Origin of the sequence: Micromonospora sp. H61, assembly GCF_018070325.1 — a bacterium.
In the GTDB taxonomy this organism is placed as follows: domain Bacteria; phylum Actinomycetota; class Actinomycetes; order Mycobacteriales; family Micromonosporaceae; genus Micromonospora; species Micromonospora salmantinae.
Window position 1 is genome coordinate 59,299 of sequence record NZ_JAGPXY010000024.1, and the last position, 20,099, is coordinate 79,397.

The window sequence follows — 20,099 nt, forward strand, 5'->3', positions numbered from 1 at the left end:
CGGTCAACGGTCCATCCCGGGAATCCGGTCGGACTCCGCCACCGTCGCTCGGACCTTGCGCAGCGTGGCGTCGGGGGCACGAATCGCGGCGCGCCAGCGGTCCAGCGTCCGAGTGAGCACCCGGACCACGAACTGCAACTGGTTGACCTGCTCGCGGAGCATGCCCAGCTCGGACCGGGCGCTGAACGCCTCGCCCTCCAACTGGGTGATCCGCGTCTGCAACGGCTGCACGAGCGTGAGTGCGGCCTCGGTGAGCGTGTCGGCGGCATCGGCCTTGAACTTGCCGCGCTGCACCACGACGGTGGCGATGGCGGCCAGGCCGGTGCCTCCGCCGAGGATGCCGAGCACGCTGAGCGCCACCTGCACCCAATGCGGTGCAGCCGGCGCGGGTGCGGTAATCACGTGACACCTGCCTGCAACTGTTCGTAGGTCACAAATTCACACGCTCGGGCCAGGCGACGCAGGTCGATGGCGATCTGCGCGGCCCGCCAGAGCGACCCGACCGTCACCGCCATCACGAACGACGTGGCGACGATGGAATTTCGACCCGACATGGTCAACAGGGCCACCACGTACATGCCGGTGAGCGTGCCGAGCACCAGCACCGACGCGAGTTCGAGGCCGAGCCCGGTGGAGAGCCGGCCGGGCCAGAGGATGCCCAGTAGTCCACCCACGCCCACCGCGACCAGACCCAACTCCCAGGCGACCTGGATGGGATTCGGCATCGACGTCTGTACTGACGTCGGCCGGACGTCGAGGGCCATCATCAGAATGCCGCAGAGCGGTGCAGCGGCCAGGACAGCGATCTCGTACGGCTGGTGGCGGGATCGGATTCGTAGGTTTCCCACGGCAACTCCTTGGTCGAGGACCGGCGTCCGGCAGCGCCCGGTGGACCAGTGCCGTTCGGTGGGTCGCGACTGTCGAGCTGCGGTCCGTGCGGCGAAGCCCAGTGGTGCGTTGCCTGTGGACGGTCGTTGGGCGAGAAGATGAAGCGACTCGACGTCGTTGGCTGCCGGTATCTGCCTGTGTATCACCGATGACCGGTTGCCGTCCACCTCGTGTAACGTCGCATTACCGCAGGTCAGGACCCATTTCTGGACGGTTCTCGAGGCATGGGGCGGATGAGACGCGGCGACCCGGCCGCGCGGCCAGCCGGTGACGGCAAGTGTCGGATATCTTGCCCAGGGTGACAGCGGTGGCCGGGTCGCCGATCGATCAACGGACGAGCAGGGCGCGCAACGCCCGGAGCACCTCCGCCGGGGCCTCCTCCGCCATGAAGTGTCCGCAGGTGACCGTCTGGTGGTCCAGGTCCGGCGCCCAGGCCCGCCACACCGCCGCCGCGTCGTAGCCCAGCGCCGCGCCCCAGTCCTGCTGGAGCACCGTCACCGGCATCCGCAGCCGGTTGCCGGCCGTCCGGTCGGCGGCGTCGTGGGTCACGTCGATCCCGGCGGACGCCCGATAGTCGGCGACGATCGAGGGAACGGCGTCGCGGGACGCGCGCAGGTACGCGGCCCGCACCTCCGCCGGCAGGGCGCTCGGATCACGGGTCCAGACGTCCAGGAAGTGACCGAAGAAGGCGTCCGGGCTGCCGGCGATCAGCTCTTCGGGCAGGCCGGACGGCTGCGCCATCAGATAGAGGTGAAACGCCACGGCGGCGCTGGCGCCGTGCAGCACGTCCCACATGTCCAGGGTGGGTAGCACGTCGAGCAGGGCCAGCTGACTGATCGCCGCCGGGTGGTCGAGGCCGGCGCGGAACGCGACCAGGGCGCCCCGGTCGTGCCCGGCCAACGCGAACCGATCGTGACCGAGCGCGCCGGCCAGCGTCACGATGTCGGCGGCCATTGTGCGCTTGGCGTACCCGGTGCCGTCGGTGTCGAGGGGCTTGTCGCTGTCGCCGTAGCCGCGCAGGTCGGGGCAGATGACCGTGTGGTCGGCGGCCAGATCGGCGGCGACGTGCCGCCACATGAGGTGGGTCTGCGGAAAGCCGTGCAACAGCACGATCGCCGGCCCGGAGCCGCCCACGGCGGCGTTGAGCGTCACCCCGTCGGCGACGGTGACGCGTCGGTAGTCGAATCCGTTGATCTTCGGGTCCACGGGGAACCTTCCTGGTGAGCAGTGCTGGCGGGGGCGGTGGCCCGTCGCCGTCGTACCTCACCGAGCCTGCCCGGAGGTGATCAGCAGCCGGTCAGCGTCGGATCAGTGCCGGCCGGGCCGCGGGCCTAGATTGGTGCCATGACCAGGCAGCTGACGGCGCCCGTCGCGGTGACCTTCGGCGTACTCGGGCCGGTGACCGCCGCGACCGAGCGCGGCCCGGTCCCGCTGCGGGGACACCGGCAGCGCCTGGTGCTGGGCCGGCTGCTGATCGCCCACGGTCGGGTGGTGCCGGTGGATCGTCTCGTCGACGACCTGTGGGAGGTAGCGCCCGACGGCGCGGTGGGTGCGATCCGGACCTTCGTCGCCGACCTGCGCCGGGCCCCCCGCCCCCGCCGCCGGCGCCGCCGACCCGGAAGATGGTTCGACTGGCGGTGCGGTCGACCCCGCCACCGGGCGGTTCCGTCGCCACCGCGCCGTGGCCTCGCTGATCGCGGCGGTCGCCGACCGGGAGCCGGTCCTGCTGGTCCTCGACGACCTGCACCGCGCCGACGGTGACACCCTGGACCTGCTGACCGCACTGCTCACCGGCCCACAGCCGGCCAGCGGGCCGGTGCTGATCCTCGCCACCTACCGGGCCACCGAGATCAGCCCGGAGCTGACCGCCACCCTGGCCCGCGCCGCCGGGCTGGAGCCGGTCCGCGAGTATCTCGCCGGCCTGCCCGCGTCGGCGACCGGCGAGCTGGCCGGCGCCATCGTCGGGGCGGAACTGGACCCGGCCACCGCCCGGTCGATCCACCAGCGCAGCGGCGGTAACCCGTTCTTCGTCCGCGAGCTGGCCCAGCTGTACGCGAGCACGGGGCAGGCGGGGTTGGCCGCCGTGCCGCCCGGGGTCCGCGACGTGATCCGGCACCGGTTGGCGCAGCTACCCGCCTCGACCCGTACCGTGCTGCGGCAGGCGGCAGTGCTCGGCCGGGACCTCGACCCGGACGTGCTGGGCGTGTTGGCCGGTGACCCGACGACAGCGCTGGACGCCGTGGACCGCGCACTGGCGGCCGGGTTCCTCACCGAACGGGAGTCCGACGGGCGGCTGCGCTTCACCCACATCCTGGTCCGCGACACGCTCTACGCCGACCTGTCCGCGCCGCGCCGCGCCGCCTGGCACGCGGCCGTCGCCGAGGTGCTGCGACAGCGGGAACCCGTCGAGCCGGCGGCCCTCGCGTACCACCTGCTGCGCGCCGGCGGGCCGGTCCACGCCGCCGAGGCGTCGACGTACGCCCAGGTGGCGGCCGAGCGGGCCGAACGGGGCGGCAACCCCCACGAGGCGGCCCGCCTGTGGGGCCAGGCGATCGAGGCGTACGACCGCGCTGGCGGGGTCGCGCCGCGTGGACGGGTGACCGCGCTGCTCGGCCTGGGACGAGCGCTGGCCGTGACGGGCCGGCTGGCCGAGGCGCGGCTACGGCGTGCCGAGGCGATCACCGTCGCCGAGTCCACCGGCGACCCCCTCCTGATCCAGGAGGCCCTGGCTGGCTTCGACGTGCCCGCCAGTTGGACGCGCAACGACGACGATTTGCTCTCCGGGCACATCGTCCGAGCCGCCGAACACGCCCTGACCGCCCTCGGCCCGGTCGGCTCGGCGCAGCGCAGCCGGCTGCTGAGCACCCTCGCGCTGGAGCTGCGCGGCACCACCACCGATCGTGGACGCCGCGCCGCCGCCGAGGCCGAGACAATCGCCCGCGACATCGGCGATCCCGGGCTGTTGGCCTTCGCGCTCAACGCCCGCTTCATGCACGCCTTCCACAGCGTGGGTCTGGCCGACGCGCGGGCCCGGATCGGCCTCGAACTGGTCGACCTGGCTGCCCGGCACCACCTGGTGACCTTTGAGGTGCTCGGCCACCTCGTCCTGGTCCAGGCCAACTGTGCGCTGGCCGACCGGCCCGCCGCCGACGAGCACGCCCGCGCCGCCGACCGCCTCGCCGAACGGTACGAGCTGCCGTTGGTCGGTGTCTTCACCCGGTGGTACGCCGCGCTGCGGCTGGCCCTCGACGGTCAGTCGGACGCGGCGGCGCAGGCGTACCGCTCGGCTGCCGACCGGGTGAGCGCCGACGGCATGCCGGGGCTGACCCAGGGGTTGCTCCCGCTGGCCCTGCTCGGCCTGCGACTGGCCGACACCGTCAGCAACGACTCACTGGTAGGTGACGCCCGGCGGGTCCCCGGTGGGCAACCGATTCCCGGGCCGGACGACGAGGACTGGGCGCGGCTGGACTGGGGCCCGCACGAGCCCTGGGTCCGACCACTGCTGCTCGCCGCCGCCGGCGACCGCAGTGCCACCCGGGCGGCGCTGCGGGCCCTGCCGGACGGGCCGCACGACCTGCTGCGGGAGGTGCGGCTCTGCCTCACCGCTCGGGCGGCGCTCGCCATCGGCGACCGGCCGACCATGGAACGCGTCGCCGCCGCGCTCCGCCCGGCCGCCGCCGAACTGGCAGCCGGCAGCGGGGTGATCACCATCGGTCCGGTGGCCGGGCATCTCGCGGATCTGGCCGCTGCGCTGGGCCGCGACGAGGAAGCCGCCGCGTACCGCCGTACCGCCCGGGTGCTCACCGCACGTGTCCGCGGCGACGACCCAACCTGAGCGCCGTCGGGCGCACGGCGGAACCACGACCCATGCGGAGAGGTATCGCGTAGCTCTCCGGTTCCCCTTCTGGTGCCACACGACACTGCCCCCGCGCTCGGGCTGCCCGGCGACTTGCCGGTTTCCGCCGGAACCCACCGGCGGGTGCGGTCAGATGGAACCACCGGCGCGTCCACCGTCGGCCATGGTCCGAGGGGGTGTACGCGTGGAGGCGCTCATCCTGATCGTGGTGCTCGGCGTCACCGTCCTCGTCGGCACTACCCTCGGCGGCCGGTACCGGGTCGCCCCGCCGGTTCTGCTCATCGCGTTGGGCGTACTGCTCGGGCTCACGCCGCCGCTGTCCGAGGTCACCCTGGAACCCGACCTGGTCCTGCTGATCTTCCTGCCGGCGATCCTGTACCGGGAGAGCCTCACCATCAGCCTGCGCGAGATCCGGGCCAACCTGCCGGTGATCGGGCTGCTCGCCGTGGTGCTGGTGGTGCTCACCATGGTCACTGTGTCGTTCGCCGCGCAGGCGCTCGGCGTGAACCCCGCCGCCGCCTGGGTGCTCGGCGCGGTCCTCGCGCCGACCGACGCCGCCGCGGTCACCGGCCTGGCCAAGCGGCTGCCCCGGAAGCTGCTCACCACCCTGCACGCGGAGAGCCTGATCAACGACGGCACCGCGCTGGTGGTCTTCGCGGTGGCCGTGGCTCTGCTCAGCCACAGCGACGAGCCGGGCGTGCTGGGTGTCGGCGAGGAGTTCGTCGGCGCCAGCGTCGGCGGCGTGGTCGCCGGTCTGCTGGTGGGGGCCGCCGTGGTGCTGATCCGCAAGCGGCTCGACGATCCGCTGCGCGAGGGCGCACTCAGCGTGCTGACCCCGTTCGGCGCCTTCCTGCTCGCCGACTCTGTGCACGCCAGCGGTGTGCTGGCGGTGGTGGTCGCCGGCCTGGTGCTGGCCTACGCCGGCCCACGGGTGATCCGCGCCCGGTCCCGGGTGCTGGCGTACGCGTTCTGGGACCTGACCACGTTCCTGATCAACGGCGGGTTGTTCGTCCTGCTCGGCACGCAGATTCCCCGGTCGGTGCGGAGCATCACCAGCACCTCGCCCGGGCGGGCTCTGGTGATCGTGCTGGTGGTCACCCTGGTCGTGATCGGCACCCGGCTGCTCTTCATCTACCTGACCGCGCAGTCGGCGCGGCTGCGGCGCCGCCGGATGGTGGACCCGAGCCAGGGACCGTCCGCCTGGCGGGTGGGGACCGTCGCGGGCTGGTCCGGTTTCCGGGGCGCGGTGTCGTTGGCCGCCGCCCTGGCCGTCCCGACGGTGATGGTCGATGGTCAACCGGTGGTCGAACGCGATCTGATCATCTTCGTCACCGCGCTGGTGATCGTGCTGATCATGCTGCTTCAGGGCACCACCCTGCCGTTGGTGGTGCGCTGGGCCGGGCTGAGCGGCGACCCGCAACGCGTCGACGAGGCCCGCAACGCCCGGCGGCGGGCCACCGAGGTGGGCCTGGCCGCTCTTCCCCAGGTCGCCGCGGAGATCGGTGCCCAGGATGAATCGGTGCGCCGGCTGGAGGCCGAGTACCGGCGGCATCTGGAGGACCTCGACGAGAGCTGTGGGAACACCGCCGAGGAGCGCCGGCTGGAACGCCGACTGCGCCTCGGCGTCCTCGCCCACAAGAGGCGGGAGGTCACCCGGCTGCGCGACAACCGGGAGATCGACGACCTGGTGCTCCAGGAACTCCAGGCCGCGTTGGACAACGAGGAGATCCGGCTGCTGGGGCGCGGGCCCAACGAGTGATCGTCGGCGGCCGTCCGACCAGGGCTCAGAGCACCTGGTCGAGGAACCGGCGAAGCCGCGGATGCTCGGCCCGCTCGAAGATCGCCTCGGGTGGGCCGGCCTCCAGTACCACCCCCCGGTCCATGAAGGCGACCGTGTCGGCGACCTGCCGGGCGAAGCCCATCTCGTGGGTCACCACCACCATGGTCATGCCGGCGGCGGACAGGTCGGCCATCACCCCGAGGACGCCCTTGACCAACTCCGGGTCGAGCGCCGAGGTGGCCTCGTCGAAGAGCATCACCTCGGGCCGCAGCGCCAGCGCGCGGGCGATCGCCACCCGCTGCTGTTGACCGCCGGAAAGCTGCGCCGGCCGGGAGTTCGCCTTGCCGGCCAGCCCCACCAACTCCAACTGGGCCCGGGCGACGCTCTCCGCCTCGTCCGCACCGAGCTTGCGCAGCCGGCGCAGCGCCAGCGTGACGTTGCGCAGCACGCTCATGTGCGGGAAGAGGTTGAACTGCTGGAACACCATGCCCACCCGCTGCCGCAGCGCGTCCGGGTCGTCGCCCAGCACGCTGCGCCCGTCCAGCAGCACGTCGCCCCGGTCCGGTTCGATCAGCCGGTTGATGGTGCGCAGCAGGGTGGACTTGCCCGACCCGGACGGCCCGATGACGCAGGCCGTCGCGCCCCGGGGCACCGAGAGGTCGACGCCGCGCAGCACCCGGTTCGGCCCGAAGGCGAGGTGCACGTCGCGTACGTCGAGGCTGACCGAGGTCGTCGTGGTGGCGGTCATCGCCGATCTCCTTCCGTCGCGGCGTACGACGTGACGTCGTCGTCGTCCTCTTCGGTCGACGCGGTGGCCGGCCGGCCGTTGCGCAGCCGCCTGTCGATCCAGTTGACGACGTGCGTCAGCGGGACGGTCAACGCCAGGTAGCAGAGCCCCGCCAGCAGCAGGGCCGACTCGTTGCCGGTGGTGGCCGCGTAGTCCTGCCCGATCCGGAACAGCTCCCGCTGGCTGGCCACCAGGCCGAGGAAGTAGACAAGGCTGGAGTCCTTGATCAGCGCGATGAGCTGGTTCACCCAGGCCGGCAACACCCGCCGGATGCCCTGCGGAATGATCACCAGCCGCATCGCGTCGGCCCAGGAGAAGCCGAGCGCCCGGGCGCCCTCCAACTGGGCGGCCTCCACGGACTGGATGCCCGAGCGGAAGATCTCCCCGATGTACGCGGCGGCGATGAGCGACAGCGCCAGGATGCCCAACGGGTAGGGATCGGGCCCCCAGACCTGCATGCCCAGCGGGGCCAGCCCGACGCCGATCAGCAGGATCGTCGCCGCGGCCGGCAGCCCTCGGAACACGTCGGTGTAGACCCGCGCCGGCCAGCGCAGCCAGCGGCTGCGGGAGATCCCGGCGACGGCCAGCAGCAGGCCCAGCACCGAGCCGAGCAGGGCGGCGGAGACCGCCAGGATCAGCGTGTTGGGCAACCCGACGGTCAGCATCTCGGGCAGCGCCTCGCGCATGGCGTCCCAGTCGAAGAAGGTCTCCCACAGGGTGCTCAACGGATCCATCGGTCGCTCCTCCTACCGCCCCGCTCGCTCGTCACCGGTTCAGGACGCGGTCGACGCGGACGCCGACGGACCCGTCGGCACAGCCGACACCGACGCGGACGGGGCCTTCACAGTGCCGCTGCCCGGCGTGAAGTCCGCCGGGATCGGCCGGCCCGGGTAGTACTGCGCCTGCAACCTGCTCCAGGTGCCATCGGCGATGACCTCGTCGAGGCCCTTGTTCAGCGCCTCGCGCAGCTTGTCGTTGCCCTTGGCCACGGCGTACGCGGTCGGTGCCGGGCTGAGCTGCTTGGCCGCCACGGTGATCTTGCCGTTGCTGTCGGTGGCCGACTTCTCGCCGATCTCCGCCGGGGCGATCCAGGCGTCGGCGGTGCCGGCCTTGAGCTGGTTGATCGCACCGTTGTAGTCGGGCACCCGCACCGGGTCGAGCTGCTTGCCGGTGGCGTAGTCGTCCTGGACGGTGCCCTGCACCACCACTACCCGCTTGCCGGCGAGCTGGTCGAAGCCGGTGATCGGCGAGCCGGCCGGGACGTCCAGGCCGAAGTAGCCGAAGTCGTAGCCGTCGCCGAAGTCGACTGTCTTCTTGCGGGCCTCGGTGATGGTGATCGAGGAGCTGCCCACGTCGAACTTGCGGTTGTTGACCTGGCTGAGCAGCGCGGAGAAGTCGGTGCCGACGAACTCGACAGTGAGGCCGAGCTTGCCGGCCACGGCGGTCAGCAGGTCGTTGTCGAAGCCGGTGAACTTGCCGTCCTTGAGGTACACGTTCGGCGGCGCGTCGGTCAGCGTTCCGGCGCGCAGCACACCCGCCTGGGCCAGGCCGTACGGGTTGGCGGTGGCGTCGGACGAGCTGTCGTCGCCGCAGGCGGTCAGGGCGGTGGCGGCCAGGATCGTGGCCGCGCCCAGGGCGGCGGCGCGGGTCAGGGCAGGAAGGAATCGCACTGGTGTCTCCGAAGGGTGGTGTCTCGGCGCGCACGGACGTGCGCCACCGACGGCGCGCCCGATGGGCGTACCGGTGGAAAGGAGCTTGGGAAGAGGGTGCTAGAGCGCGATGCCGCGACAGGCGGCGCTGCACATTCGCATCATGTCCACGTGCCGTCGCCGGATCAGTGCGGGCGAGGGTCGACCGGTGCGGGAGTCCGCGACGTCGGTCGGTGGGGTGGTGCTGAGGATGCGCATGGTTCTCCCGGGTCTGTGCTGACCTGGGTGCCAGGCCACGCTTGCACCGACGTCCTGCCGGTGCCTGGTCTTCACCCGGGGCACCCCACCGCGGAGGAGGGTTGCCGGCCAGCGAGCCGGGGCTTCGCGCTGGCGCTCATGACCTGCGCCGAGGCTAACAGCAGGAACGGGTGGATCGTCCAGTCGATATGACCACGCTCACGGTGCTCGCGTCCCCCGTCATCCCGCCCACGGTCACCGTGGGTATCCGCCCGACCGGTCGCCCCGTCCGCCGGTGTGGAACCCAGCCGACGCCACTGCCGGTTTCAGGGCAGAGGACACGGGGAAGCAGCGCCCCGGGCTGGCTGGAACGGCACCGGGGGAGGGGACAGGGCATGGTCGGCGGCCGTCGCTTCCGCCCGGGTGGTGGCTTCGGCCGCCAACTCGACGAGTACGAGACGAGGGTCGGTGTGGCGCCGTCCGCGGAGTCGCCCGCCGCGTCCCACGGCGGCCTGGTGGACAGCGCGGTCTACATCCGGGGGCACCGGTTCGCCTCGCCGTCCGGCCTCGCCGAGACGTACCGCTGCCTCCAGGAGCAGGACGGCGCGATGGCCTGGATCGGGTTGTACCGGCCCGACATCGAGCAGATCACCTCGCTGGCCCGGGAGTTTCGGCTGCACGACCTGGCGGTCGAGGACGCGATCAACGCCCACCAGCGGCCCAAGCTGGAGCGGTACGGGCACACCCTGTTCGTGGTGCTGCGCGCCGCCCGCTACGACGACCTCCGGGAGGAGGTCGAGTTCTCCGAGCTGCACCTGTTCATCGGCCCGGGCTTCGTGGTCACCGTCCGACACGGTGAGGCGCCCGACCTGGCCGCGGTGCGGCGGCGGCTGGAGACCGAGGCGCAGATGCTCGCCCGGGGGCCGGAGGCGGTCCTGTACGCGATCCTCGACCAGGTCGTCGACGGGTACGCGCCGGTGGTGGCCGGACTGGAGAACGACATCGACGAGATCGAGACCCAGGTGTTCGGTGGCGACCCGAACGCCAGCCGCCGCATCTACGGGCTCAGCCGTGAGGTCATCCAGTTCCAGCGGGCCGCCCGCCCGCTGCTCAGCGTGCTGGACGCGCTGGCCGACGGCGCCGGCAGCGCCAGCGCCGACGAGGAGCTGCGCCGCTACCTGCGCGACGTGACCGACCACCTGACCCAGGTGGTGGAGCGGGTGGACGGTTTCCGGCACCTGTTGCAGAACATCCTCACCGTCAACGCCACCCTCGTCTCGCAGCAGCAGAACGAGGAGATGCGCAGCCTCACCGCGGCCAGCTACAGCCAGAACGAGGAGCTGAAGAAGGTGTCCTCCTGGGCGGCGATCCTCTTCGCTCCCACGCTCATCGGCACCGTGTACGGCATGAACTTCGTCCACATGCCGGAGCTGAACTGGCGCTTCGGCTACCTCTTCGCGCTGCTGTTGATGCTGCTGGTCTGCGGCACCCTCTACGTGATCTTCAAGCGGCGCGGCTGGCTCTGAGCCGCGCGGCCGGGATCACTCGATGCCGCGCAGGATGTGCCGTTCGTCCTCGACGTCGTCGTCGCCGGCACCGATCCGGCCGAGCAGTACGGCGGCCGCCCAGATCGTCAGTGGCGTGGCCGCCCCGGTCATTCCGCCGCCGGTCCGGTCGTCCCGGGTCTGCCTCCGCTCCGTGCGCGGTGGCCTGCGCTGAGCCTGCATGGGCCCTGCCTCTCCTCGTCGAAGCCGCCGTGGGTGGCGCGGGGTGACCTCGCGCCACACCGGCTGGGTGGACCGCCTGTGAGCAGCCCACCACCGGTACGACAGCCACTCGAACCTTCCCACGCCCGGCCGCATCCGCACCGCTTGTTTTCGGGTTTCCGACTGTCGCCCGCCAAACCGGACATTACGCCTTGACGGTCGAGGCGCGGTCAAGGCAGCGGGTGGGCGATGCCACGCGCGTGGTCGGTGAGCGCCGCGCCGACCACTGTCGCGGCCAGCGGCAACACCTCCAGACAGCGGCGCACCGCGGCGGCCATCAGCGTGTTCGGCACCCGCATGGACAGCGTGCAGTGCGGCACCCACCGCCCCGGCTGGTAGTGCTCGGCGAGGGCGATGCCGGCGCCGGCGAGCCGGTCGTGCACCAGCCGGTGGTGTGCCAGCAACTCCGGGGTGGGCACCGGGCCGAGCCAGAGCACCCGACCGACGAACTGACCGGCGTGCTGGAAGTCGAGCCGCAGCGGGGCGGCCACCACCGTCCCCTGTAGCGCCTCGGCGACCTGCTCCCTGTCGAAACGGGGCGCCACCATGAGCGAGACGTGCGGACGGTGGCGCTGCTCCAGCAGCGAGCGCATGCTCTGCACCCCCTCGGCCTCCAGCGCGTCCCAGAGCACTCGGATCCGGCGGGTGGCGTCCGGGTCCAGGTACAACTCCACCGCGGCGACCATTCGATCACCGTAGCGGCCGAGGTTTGCCCACCCCGGTCCGGCGGTACCTGTTCGGAAACCGACCAGGAAGGCGTACCCGTGGACGTGAGTGAGCTGCTGACCGAGGCGTACGACAGGCTGCCCGACCTCGTCCGCGCGGCCGTCGACGGCCTCCGCCCCGAGCAACTGCGCCACCAGCCCGGGCCGGGCGCCAACTCGGTCGGCTGGCTGGTCTGGCACCTCACCCGGGTGCAGGACCACCACGTCGCCGACCTGCTCGACGCCGAGCAGATCTGGGTGAGCGACGACTGGGCGGGTCGGTTCGGGCTCGCCGCCGACCCCGACAACACCGGCTACGGGCACTCGCCCGCCCAGGTCGCCGCGGTGCGGCCGGAGAGCGCCCAGGCGCTGATCGACTACTACCAGGCGGTCGCGGCGCGTACCGGACGCTTCCTGGCCGGCCTGGGCCCGGCGGACCTGGACCGCGTGGTCGACGAGGCGTGGGAACCGCCGGTCACCCTCGGCGTCCGGTTGGTCAGCATCGTCGACGACGACCTGCAACACGTGGGCCAGGCCGCCTACGTCCGCGGCCTCATCCAGGCCGACTGAACGCCGGGGTCACGGCACGATCACTGCCCGGCCGTCCAGGGTCCCGTCGCGCAACTGGCGGTACGCGTCCAGGGCGTCTCCCAGCGCGAAGGTGGTGGTCTTCGGACGGACCAGGCCCCGGGCACCCAGGTCGAGTACCTCCACCAGCTCGGGGCGGCTGCCCCAGTAGGTGGTCGCGATACTCACCTCGTAGGGCACGGAGAAGAACGACACTCCCACGGTGCCGCCGCCGATCCCCACGATGGTCAGGTCGCCCACGGTGCGGGCCGCCGCCACGCCGAGCGCCAGGGTGGCGTCCGTGCCGACGAAGTCCAGCACCACGTCGGCGCCGCGGCCTTCGGTGGCGTCCCGGATCTCCTCGGCGGCGGTCGGTCCGGGGGCCACGGTGCGTTCGGCGCCGCATTCCTCGGCCAGCCGCAGCGCCTCAGCTCGGGTGTCGACGGCGATCACGCGCGCGGCGGTGGTGGCCTTGAGGATCTGCACACCCACATGCCCCAACCCGCCGACCCCGATCACCACTGCCGTGCTGCCCGGCGGCAGTTTCGGCCAGCTGCGCCGGATCGCGTGGTAGGGGGTGAGCCCCGCGTCGGTCAGCGGTGCCGCATCCACCGGATCCAGTCCCTCCGGAAGGGGCACGAGGTGCCGCGCGTCCGGGACCAGCTCGAACTCGGCCATGCCGCCGTCCAGTCCGAGCCCGCCGCCGCCGCTGGGCACCGGCGCTGCGGACGGGTTCTCGCAGTACGGGTCGACTCCGACCCGGCATCGAGCGCAGGTGCCGCAGCCCCAGGGGCCGAAGACGGCGACCGGTTGGCCGACGGACAGGCCGGTCACCCCATCGCCGAGGGCGTGCACCCAGCCGGCGTTCTCGTGCCCGAGGGTGAATGGTGGGTTCCAGGGCATCGTGCCGGGCTCGAACTCGTCCATCAGGTGCAGGTCGGAATGGCAGGCGCCGGCACCGCCGATCCGGACCACCACCTGACCTGGCCCCGGCGTCGGGTCGGGAACCTCGACGAACTCCGGTTCCGACTTCCACTCCCGCAACCGCAGCGCTCGCATACCGGTGCTCCCGTCCGTCTCGGCCGAACCGTGGGCTGCCCACCTCATCCCAGAGCAAGCCGAACCGTGGGCTGCCCACCTCATCCCAGAGCAAACGGGCTGACACCACGGCGGATCTGGCACCTCACCTGTTTCGGGTGAGCCGGGGTCACCCCGACGCGGGTGATCCTGCGGGAAACCGTGGGGAGGGGACCCGATGGGCGCGACGGCGGAGCAGTACCTGCGACAGCTGGATACCGGCCGGCGGCCCGACCTGCCGGAGACCACGGCGGGGACGCTGCGGCTGGACGTCCGCGACGACGGCAGCACCGATCACTGGTACCTGACCATCGCCGACCAACAGGTCCGGGTGACCCGCTCGGCCGACGACGCCGAGCTGGTGGTGCGGGCCGACCGGCCGGTCTTCGACCGGATGGCCCGCGGCGAGCTGCACCCGGGCGCGGGCCTGCTGCGCAACGAGCTGACCGTGCACGGCAACATGCGACTGCTGATGCTGCTGCGGCGGATCTTCTCCGGGCCGGACGGCGCCCGTCACCCGCATGAGCTGGGCCGAGCCGCGCTGGCTGGCCGGGCCGCGACGACCGCTCGGAACGAGACGACCGCTCGGAATGAGACGACCGCTCGGAATGAGCGGCCGTGAAGCAGGAACTGGTGCACGTCATCGCCGGCAACCTGTTCGCGATCAGCGACGCCCAGGGCGACATCGAGGTCGACCCGCAGACCCCGGTCGGACTCTTCGCGTACGACACCCGGTTCTTGTCCCACTGGGTGCTCAGGATCGACGGTGAGCGGATCAACGCACTCGCCCGCGACGACCTCACGTACTTCGAGACCCGGTTCTTCCTGGTCCCCGGTGCGGCGAGCCACTACGTCGACGCCGACATGTCGATCATCAGGCACCGCTCGGTGCACGACTGCTTCCACGAGAACATCACAGTGCTCAACCACTCGTCGCAGCCCGCCGAGCACACCGTCCGGGTGGAGATTGCCAGTGACTTCACCGACATCGTCGAGGTCGGGCAGCTCCGGCAGCGGGCCGTCGAGGTCAGCGCCGACTCGGCGGGCCAGCAGCTCGTGCTGCGCTACCAGCGGGACCGGTTCGTCCGCCAGACCACAGTGCGCAGTACCGTCCCCGCCGAGGTGGACGAGAAGGGAATGACGTTCCGGATCCGGATCGCACCCGAGGGGAAATGGGAGACCGACCTGCACGTCAGCGTGACAATGGGCGGCGAGGAAGGCCGGGATCTCCGCGCCGACCTCCAGTCGCACCAACAGACCGTGCGGACGGGCATGCGTGAGGACCTGGTGCAGTGGCTGGACCGGGCGCCGCAGCTGGTGGCCGAACGCAACGGCCTGGAGGAGCTCTACCGGGGCAGCCTCGCGGACCTGGCGGCACTGCGGTACAAGCCGTTGTCGTACCGCGAGCGGGTGCCGATCGGCGGTCTGCCGTGGGCGATGGGGTTGTTTGGACGGGACGCTCTCATCACCTGCCTCCAGACGATGGCCTTCACCCCCGAACTGGCTCCGGCGACGCTACGGATGCTGGCGCTCATGCAGGGCGGCCAGCTCGACGACGCGCTGGACGAGGAGCCCGGCAAGATCCTCGCCCAGCTCCGGTACGGCGAGACCGGAACGTTCAGCGACCGGGTGAGCGCGCTGTACTACGGCGCGGCGGACACCACCCCGCTCTTCGTCGTGCTGCTCGACGAGTACGAGCGTTGGTCCGGTGACGCCGACCTGGTCCGCGAGCTGCGCCACCCGGCCCGGATGGCGTTGGACTGGATCGACGAGTACGGCGACCTGACCGGGGACGGCTACCTGCGCTACCAGCGCCGCAACGAGCGCGACGGCACGATCAACCAGTGCTGGAAGGACTCCCCGGACGCCATCGTCGACGCCCACGGTCGGCAACCCGCCTTCCCCCGCGCCACCTGCGAGTTGCAGGGCTACGCGTACGACGCGAAGCGGCGTGGCGCCCGGCTGGCCCGGGAGTTCTGGGGCGACCCCGCGTACGCCGACCGGTTGGAACGGGAGGCGGCAGCGCTGAAGGAGCGCTTCAACCGGGATTTCTGGCTGCCACACCGGGAGTACTACGCGTTGGCGCTCGACCCGTACGGCGAACCGGTCGATGCGCTGGCCTCCAACATGGGGCATCTGCTCTGGAGCGGGATCGTCGATGACGACCGTGCGGAGGCGGTCGCCGAGCACCTGGTCGGGCCGCGACTGTTCAGCGGGTGGGGAGTGCGCACGTTCGCCACCGGGCAGCGCACGTACAACCCGGTGGGCGCCCACCTGGGCGCGGTGTGGCCGTCGGACAACGCGCTGATCGCCGCCGGGTTGCGCCGCTACCGCCTCGACGTGCAGGCGGCCCGGGTCGCGGACGGCATCTTCGACATGGCGCAGACGCTCGGTGGCCAGGTGCCGGAGGTGATCGCCGGTTACGAGCGCAGCCTGACGACCTATCCTGTCCGACTGGCGATGAGCTGCCGCCCGCAGGCGTGGTCGTCGGGAGCGTTGCTGATGCTGCTCGGCACCATGCTGGGCCTGCGACCCACCGGCGACAACCTGTTGGTGAACCCGGCGGTGCCGGAGGGGTTCGGTCGGCTGGAGCTGCTGGACATCCCCGGCCGATGGGGGCATTCCGACGCCTATGCGAGAGACCGGACCACCGAACGCCGGCACCGCCTGCGTTGAGGCGGTGCGGCAGCGCTCGGTGCGGCAGCGCTCGGCGCGGCAGCGCTCGGCGGTCGGTGTCGGGGTCAGCCCATGGTCTTGGCGCCGTCGATCGACTCGCGCAGGATGTCGGCGTGCCCGGCGTGCTGGGCCGTCTCGGCGATCAGGTGCAGCAGCACCCGGCGGACCGTCCAACTCGCTCCCGGCTCGAACCAGGGCGCCTGCGGCAGCGGGTGTGCCGCGTCCAGGTCAAGGGTGGCGATCAACTCGTCGGTCCGGGCGGCCACCTCCTGGAAGCGCTCGACCAGCCCGGCGAGGGTCTCGCCCGGCAGCATCTGGAACTGACCGATCCAGTCGATCTCCTCGCGGCCCATCGCCTCCGCGCCACCGACGGCGAAGAGCATCCACCGGTGCTCGACGCCGGACACGTGCTTGACGAGGCCGCCGAGGCAGAGCCCGCTGACGGTGGGGCGGCTGGCCGCCTGCTCGTCGGTGAGCCCGTCGACCGTCTGCAGGAGGAAACCGCGGTGCCTGCGGAGTGTCTGCAGGAGGTCGGTGCGCTCACCGGTGAGCTGCTCAGTGCTGGTCATGCCGCCACCCTTCGTTGATGTCCGCCGGTGCCACCGTAGGGCGAGGCACCGACACTTCCCGGGCGCGACACCTCCTCGACCGAAGACCCGCCAGCGGTTGCCGATCCGCGCCGGTGGCGGTCCACTGAATGACATGGGTGTGATTAAGGTGGGCACGTCGTCCTGGGCGGACCAGTCCCTGCTGCGCTCCGGGTGGTACCCACGCTCGGCCAGCACGCCGGCCCGTCGACTGGGCTTCTACGCCAGCCAGTTCCCGATGGTCGAGGTGGACACGTCCTACTACGCCATCCCGGTCCCGGAGACGACCCAGGGCTGGGTGGACGCCACACCTGACGACTTCACCTTCGACGTCAAGGCGTTCAGCCTCTTCACCGGTCACCCGACACCGGTCGCCGTGCTGCCCCGGGACCTGCGGCCGACCAGCGGCCCGAGCCGGATCCGCCGCCGGGACCTGCCGGAGCCGGCGTACGACGAGCTGTGGACCCGGTTCCGCGCGGCCCTCGACCCGATCGCGGCGGCCGGCAAGCTCGGTGTGGTGATGTTGCAGTTCCCGCCGTGGCTGGTGCGCAGCCCCGCGGCCGAACGCCGGATCGTCGAGCTGGCGCAGCGCTGCCGCCCGTGGCGGGTCGGGGTGGAGTTGCGGCACGGCTCCTGGTTGGACGACGACGCCGCGGCGGACACTCTGGATCTGCTACGCGCCCACGACCTGTCAGTGGTCTGCGTCGACATGCCACAGGGGCATCCGTCGTCGGTGCCGCCGATCCTGACCATGACGGCGGAGCCGGCGATCGTCCGGTTCCACGGTCACAGCGACGCCTGGGGCGGGGGTGACAAGCAGGAGAAGTTCCGGTACGCGTACGCCGAGGACGAGCTGCGGCACTGGGCCGGACGGCTGGCCGAGTTCGCTGATCTCCCCGATGAGCTGCACGTGCTGTTCAACAACTGCTGCGCCGGGCAGGCCCAGCGCGACGCGACCCGGCTGGCGCAGCTGCTCGCCGAGACGCTGGTCGTCGAGCAGGCCGTCCCGGCGACCGGCTGATCTCCGCACCGGCCGCCCGGCCGGGCGCCGGTCCGCTCAGGACCGCCGTCCCCGGCTGCGCAGGGCGTCCTGGGTCGACTCGCCGATGTCCGCGTCGTCGGGGAAGCTCCGGCCGCTGGGAGCGGGATCGGGTGGGGCACCCGGTCCGGCCATCGTCGTACGGGTCGGCTCGACCGAGCCGAAGCCGTGTCGTCCCGCCGGGTCCGACCGGCCCGCCGGAGCACCCGCACGTCGCTCGCCGCGCCGTCCCTCGGGCACCGCGGTCTCCTCGCTGCCCTCGTCCATCGGTGAATCGTCGTCAGTGCCCCAGGGCGCGTCGGCGTCGAAGCCGTCGCCGGTGCCCCACGGCTTGGTCGCCTCCGGCTGAAGCCGGTCGTTGTCACCGCTGCGTCCCTTGTGCGCCGTCATCGCCACCCCGCTCGTCGGTCCGCCGCTCCGGCGGACGATGTGCCGTCCTCGGGCCGGGATCGCCGGCCCGGGTGCGGCGCACGACATGTCGCCGCCACGCCGCCGCGCGCGCGGGACCCGTTCATCGCTCCGGTGCGCGCGCAGGCCGGCCAGCGCCCCGCCGTCGAGGTGGCGGCGGGACGCCGGCCGGCCCGACGTTCAGCGTCCGGCCATCGCCATCGGCCGCTTGCCGTTGCTCATTCCCGCCATCTTGATCATGCCCTTCGAGGCGCCCTTCATCCCACCGGCGCGACCGAGCATCCCGCGGAACACCTGCCCGGGCTTCTGCTGCTCACCCATGTACGCGGTGACCACGACCAGGGTCCCGGTCAGCGCCGGAATGGCCCACTGGAGCAGCTTCATCTGCCGCTGCGACGAGGCCACACTGGCCGGGGTCTGGTGGTTCGGCTCGGTGGCACCGCTCACCGACGGACCGCCGGCCTTCTCCAGCCGCATGCCGATCAACCGGCTGTAGCCGGTGACCGCCAGCGCGCCGATGGTCAACGCGGTCTTGATGGCGCTGGCCCGGCCCACGCCGGACTGGGCCGCCACCCGTGGGCTCTCGGTCACCAGCTCGCCGACGGCGCCGGCCAGGTGGGCGCCGATCGCGGCCGCGTTCACCGGTGTCCACTTGGACCATCCGGCCGAGGCGACCGGGAGCCGCTGGGTCGAGTCGCTGATTTTCGCAGCTGCGCCGTTGACGCCGAAGGCACCCATGAGGGAGCCGCCAAACCAGGCCGCCAGGCCCAGATCGTGCATCGAGCGCAGTGCGGTATGCCGTTCGGACATGTGATCCCCTTCCGCCGTGTCGGGCGGTGCGGCTTACCCGAGGGTCGGGCGGCTAACCCCGCCCCGGGCGGGCCGATCCGCGTCGTGGCGGGCCGCTACCGGACACCCGTGGCGTCGGCGGGTCGACCTGCCCCGGGCAGGAGTCGTTCGCCCGGTGGCGGGTAGTTCCCGAGTGACGCCGACGAGAGGGGAACGCGATGTCGCAGCCGGACGAGAGCCGGGAGAAGACCCCCAAAACAGACGCGGTGCTCATGCACCCCGACAACGACCCACACCGGAACACCGCAGAGGTCGCACCCCGCAAGGAACACGCCGAGATCCAGGTGGAACGGGACGGTGAACTGGTGCCGCTGGACCAGGACGAGTGAGCCGACCGGCCGGTACGGCTCAGCGGGGCGGCAGGTCGCCGACGAAACCGGCGATCCGCCGCGCCAGCGGGACGCTGGCGCGGACCCAGGTGAAGTGGTCCAACGTCGTACCGGCCTGCGCCACTGTGTACCGCTCCCGGGTCACCGGCGCGTCGACGAGCTTCGCGCAGAGGTGGTCCATGGTCTCGTGCGGGGTGAACTGGTCGTCGTCCACACTGACGGCCAGCACCGGGGTTCGTACCGCGCGGACGGCGGCCTCGGTGTCCGTACCGTCGAGCCGGGGGAATCGGCCGGTCCGCGCGGTGTGGGCCCAGTCGCGGATCACACCGCGTGCCTGCCGACCGCCGAAGCCCCAGCCCGGCCAGACCCCGAGCAGCGCCGCCGTGGCGGCGATCCCCTGGGTGTAGGGCAGTACGCCGAGGCCGCGCCGGCCCGGGTAGCTCCGCCAGTACGGGATGCCGACCGCCACCAGCGCCAACCCGTCCACCTCGCCGCTGCCGTGCAGGGCGAGGTGCAGCAGCGCGGCCTGCCCGCCGAGCGAGTGCCCGAGGAGCAGTCGGGTGCGTCCGTCCAGACGTGGCTTGAGGGCGGCCAGGACGGCGCCGACGTCGTCGGCCAGATCGGCGTAACCGTGCCGGTCCGCCCGACTCGGCGCGGGCGTGCTCGCCCCGGTGCCGCGCAGGTCGGCCACGGCCACTGCCAGTCCGGCGGCGCGCAGCGCGGCGGCGAAGGGCCGGTAGTACCTGGCCCGGACCCCCATCGCGGGCCAGATCACCACCACCGGCGCGCCCGGCACCCCGGCCGGTTCCGGGTAGACCTGCACACCCAACCGGCCACCGTCGACGTCGACGAACTCCTGCGCGTACTCCGGGTCCCCGTTCACCGGCCCAGCCTACGGCC

At 72.1% G+C, this 20,099-nt stretch carries 23 protein-coding genes and 1 riboswitch; of the genes, 9 read left to right on the forward strand and 14 right to left on the reverse strand.

The window, feature by feature from the left end:
• Positions 1–3: 3 nt before the first annotated feature.
• The 3 genes from KBX08_RS14845 to KBX08_RS14855 form a co-directional block, all read right to left on the reverse strand.
• On the reverse strand, positions 4–402 hold the full coding sequence (locus KBX08_RS14845) for a hypothetical protein (RefSeq protein ID WP_210784077.1): 399 nt from the start codon (positions 400–402) through the stop codon (positions 4–6).
• Positions 399–848 (reverse strand): hypothetical protein, encoded by a 450-nt coding sequence (locus KBX08_RS14850; protein ID WP_210784078.1) that lies wholly within the window; start codon positions 846–848, stop codon positions 399–401. The genes KBX08_RS14845 and KBX08_RS14850 overlap by 4 nt, the downstream gene beginning before the upstream one ends.
• Positions 849–1,215: 367 nt before the next feature.
• Positions 1,216–2,094 (reverse strand): alpha/beta fold hydrolase, encoded by an 879-nt coding sequence (locus tag KBX08_RS14855; protein ID WP_210784079.1) that lies wholly within the window; start codon positions 2,092–2,094, stop codon positions 1,216–1,218.
• A 138-nt stretch (positions 2,095–2,232) separates the two neighbouring features.
• On the opposite strand from KBX08_RS14855, the gene KBX08_RS14860 reads away from it, so the two are divergent.
• The 3 genes from KBX08_RS14860 (at position 2,233) to KBX08_RS14870 (ending at position 6,503) form a co-directional block, all read left to right on the forward strand.
• Positions 2,233–2,649 carry a hypothetical protein gene (locus KBX08_RS14860; RefSeq protein ID WP_210784080.1) on the forward strand — a complete coding sequence of 139 codons (417 nt, stop codon included), beginning with the start codon at positions 2,233–2,235 and terminating at the stop codon, positions 2,647–2,649.
• Positions 2,570–4,723, forward strand: a complete 2,154-nt coding sequence (locus KBX08_RS14865) for a hypothetical protein (protein WP_210784081.1) — start codon at positions 2,570–2,572, stop codon at positions 4,721–4,723. The genes KBX08_RS14860 and KBX08_RS14865 overlap by 80 nt, the downstream gene beginning before the upstream one ends.
• 205 nt (positions 4,724–4,928) lie before the next feature.
• The gene (locus KBX08_RS14870) at positions 4,929–6,503 is read left to right on the forward strand and encodes a Na+/H+ antiporter (protein WP_210784082.1); all 1,575 of its coding nucleotides are present in this window, start codon (positions 4,929–4,931) and stop codon (positions 6,501–6,503) included.
• A gap of 25 nt (positions 6,504–6,528) precedes the next feature.
• Here KBX08_RS14870 and KBX08_RS14875 read toward each other — a convergent pair whose 3' ends face one another.
• From KBX08_RS14875 to KBX08_RS14890, 4 genes are all read right to left on the reverse strand, one after another.
• On the reverse strand, positions 6,529–7,272 hold the full coding sequence (locus tag KBX08_RS14875) for an amino acid ABC transporter ATP-binding protein (protein WP_210784083.1): 744 nt from the start codon (positions 7,270–7,272) through the stop codon (positions 6,529–6,531).
• Entirely contained in the window at positions 7,269–8,045 is a 777-nt protein-coding gene (locus KBX08_RS14880; RefSeq protein ID WP_210784084.1) for an amino acid ABC transporter permease, read from the reverse strand. The genes KBX08_RS14875 and KBX08_RS14880 overlap by 4 nt, the downstream gene beginning before the upstream one ends.
• 39 nt (positions 8,046–8,084) lie before the next feature.
• Positions 8,085–8,981 (reverse strand): ABC transporter substrate-binding protein, encoded by an 897-nt coding sequence (locus KBX08_RS14885; RefSeq protein WP_210784085.1) that lies wholly within the window; start codon positions 8,979–8,981, stop codon positions 8,085–8,087.
• Positions 8,982–9,080: 99 nt separating this feature from the next.
• Positions 9,081–9,218 carry a hypothetical protein gene (locus KBX08_RS14890; protein ID WP_210784086.1) on the reverse strand — a complete coding sequence of 46 codons (138 nt, stop codon included), beginning with the start codon at positions 9,216–9,218 and terminating at the stop codon, positions 9,081–9,083.
• A gap of 32 nt (positions 9,219–9,250) precedes the next feature.
• Positions 9,251–9,362, reverse strand: a riboswitch (SAM riboswitch).
• A gap of 230 nt (positions 9,363–9,592) precedes the next feature.
• Here KBX08_RS14890 and corA point away from each other — a divergent pair.
• Positions 9,593–10,723: a magnesium/cobalt transporter CorA gene (gene corA, locus KBX08_RS14895; protein ID WP_210784087.1), complete on the forward strand. Its 1,131-nt coding sequence runs from the start codon at positions 9,593–9,595 to the stop codon at positions 10,721–10,723.
• Positions 10,724–10,738: 15 nt separating this feature from the next.
• On the opposite strand, the gene KBX08_RS14900 is transcribed toward corA, so the two are convergent.
• Together KBX08_RS14900 and KBX08_RS14905 are read right to left on the reverse strand one after the other, a co-directional pair.
• Positions 10,739–10,924: a hypothetical protein gene (locus KBX08_RS14900; protein ID WP_210784088.1), complete on the reverse strand. Its 186-nt coding sequence runs from the start codon at positions 10,922–10,924 to the stop codon at positions 10,739–10,741.
• Between the two features lie 209 nt (positions 10,925–11,133).
• Entirely contained in the window at positions 11,134–11,649 is a 516-nt protein-coding gene (locus tag KBX08_RS14905) for a 2'-5' RNA ligase family protein (protein WP_210784089.1), read from the reverse strand.
• A gap of 78 nt (positions 11,650–11,727) precedes the next feature.
• Here KBX08_RS14905 and KBX08_RS14910 point away from each other — a divergent pair, with 78 nt between their 5' ends.
• Positions 11,728–12,237: a DUF664 domain-containing protein gene (locus KBX08_RS14910; protein WP_210784090.1), complete on the forward strand. Its 510-nt coding sequence runs from the start codon at positions 11,728–11,730 to the stop codon at positions 12,235–12,237.
• 9 nt (positions 12,238–12,246) lie between these two features.
• On the opposite strand, the gene KBX08_RS14915 is transcribed toward KBX08_RS14910, so the two are convergent.
• Positions 12,247–13,293, reverse strand: coding sequence for an NAD(P)-dependent alcohol dehydrogenase (locus KBX08_RS14915; protein WP_210784091.1), 1,047 nt, complete (start codon positions 13,291–13,293; stop codon positions 12,247–12,249).
• Between the two features lie 196 nt (positions 13,294–13,489).
• Here KBX08_RS14915 and KBX08_RS14920 point away from each other — a divergent pair, with 196 nt between their 5' ends.
• Both KBX08_RS14920 and KBX08_RS14925 read left to right on the forward strand, forming a co-directional pair.
• A complete protein-coding gene (locus tag KBX08_RS14920; protein WP_210784092.1) occupies positions 13,490–13,933 on the forward strand; it encodes an SCP2 sterol-binding domain-containing protein in 444 nt (147 codons plus the stop codon).
• Entirely contained in the window at positions 13,930–15,987 is a 2,058-nt protein-coding gene (locus KBX08_RS14925; protein ID WP_210784093.1) for a glycogen debranching N-terminal domain-containing protein, read from the forward strand. The genes KBX08_RS14920 and KBX08_RS14925 overlap by 4 nt, the downstream gene beginning before the upstream one ends.
• Before the next feature lie 65 nt (positions 15,988–16,052).
• Here KBX08_RS14925 and KBX08_RS14930 read toward each other — a convergent pair whose 3' ends face one another.
• Positions 16,053–16,556: a DinB family protein gene (locus tag KBX08_RS14930; RefSeq protein WP_210784094.1), complete on the reverse strand. Its 504-nt coding sequence runs from the start codon at positions 16,554–16,556 to the stop codon at positions 16,053–16,055.
• A 133-nt stretch (positions 16,557–16,689) separates the two neighbouring features.
• Between KBX08_RS14930 and KBX08_RS14935 the strand changes: the two genes are divergently transcribed.
• Entirely contained in the window at positions 16,690–17,595 is a 906-nt protein-coding gene (locus KBX08_RS14935) for a DUF72 domain-containing protein (protein ID WP_210784095.1), read from the forward strand.
• Between the two features lie 36 nt (positions 17,596–17,631).
• Here KBX08_RS14935 and KBX08_RS14940 read toward each other — a convergent pair whose 3' ends face one another.
• Together KBX08_RS14940 and KBX08_RS14945 are read right to left on the reverse strand one after the other, a co-directional pair.
• Complete coding sequence (locus tag KBX08_RS14940) at positions 17,632–18,003, reverse strand: hypothetical protein (protein WP_210784096.1); 372 nt, start codon at positions 18,001–18,003, stop codon at positions 17,632–17,634.
• A gap of 198 nt (positions 18,004–18,201) precedes the next feature.
• Positions 18,202–18,831: a hypothetical protein gene (locus KBX08_RS14945; protein ID WP_210784097.1), complete on the reverse strand. Its 630-nt coding sequence runs from the start codon at positions 18,829–18,831 to the stop codon at positions 18,202–18,204.
• A gap of 197 nt (positions 18,832–19,028) precedes the next feature.
• Here KBX08_RS14945 and KBX08_RS14950 point away from each other — a divergent pair, with 197 nt between their 5' ends.
• Complete coding sequence (locus KBX08_RS14950) at positions 19,029–19,199, forward strand: hypothetical protein (RefSeq protein WP_158629581.1); 171 nt, start codon at positions 19,029–19,031, stop codon at positions 19,197–19,199.
• Positions 19,200–19,218: 19 nt separating this feature from the next.
• Here the strand turns inward: KBX08_RS14950 and KBX08_RS14955 are convergent, their stop codons facing one another.
• Positions 19,219–20,082 (reverse strand): alpha/beta fold hydrolase, encoded by an 864-nt coding sequence (locus KBX08_RS14955; RefSeq protein WP_210784098.1) that lies wholly within the window; start codon positions 20,080–20,082, stop codon positions 19,219–19,221.
• Positions 20,083–20,099 lie beyond the last annotated feature (17 nt).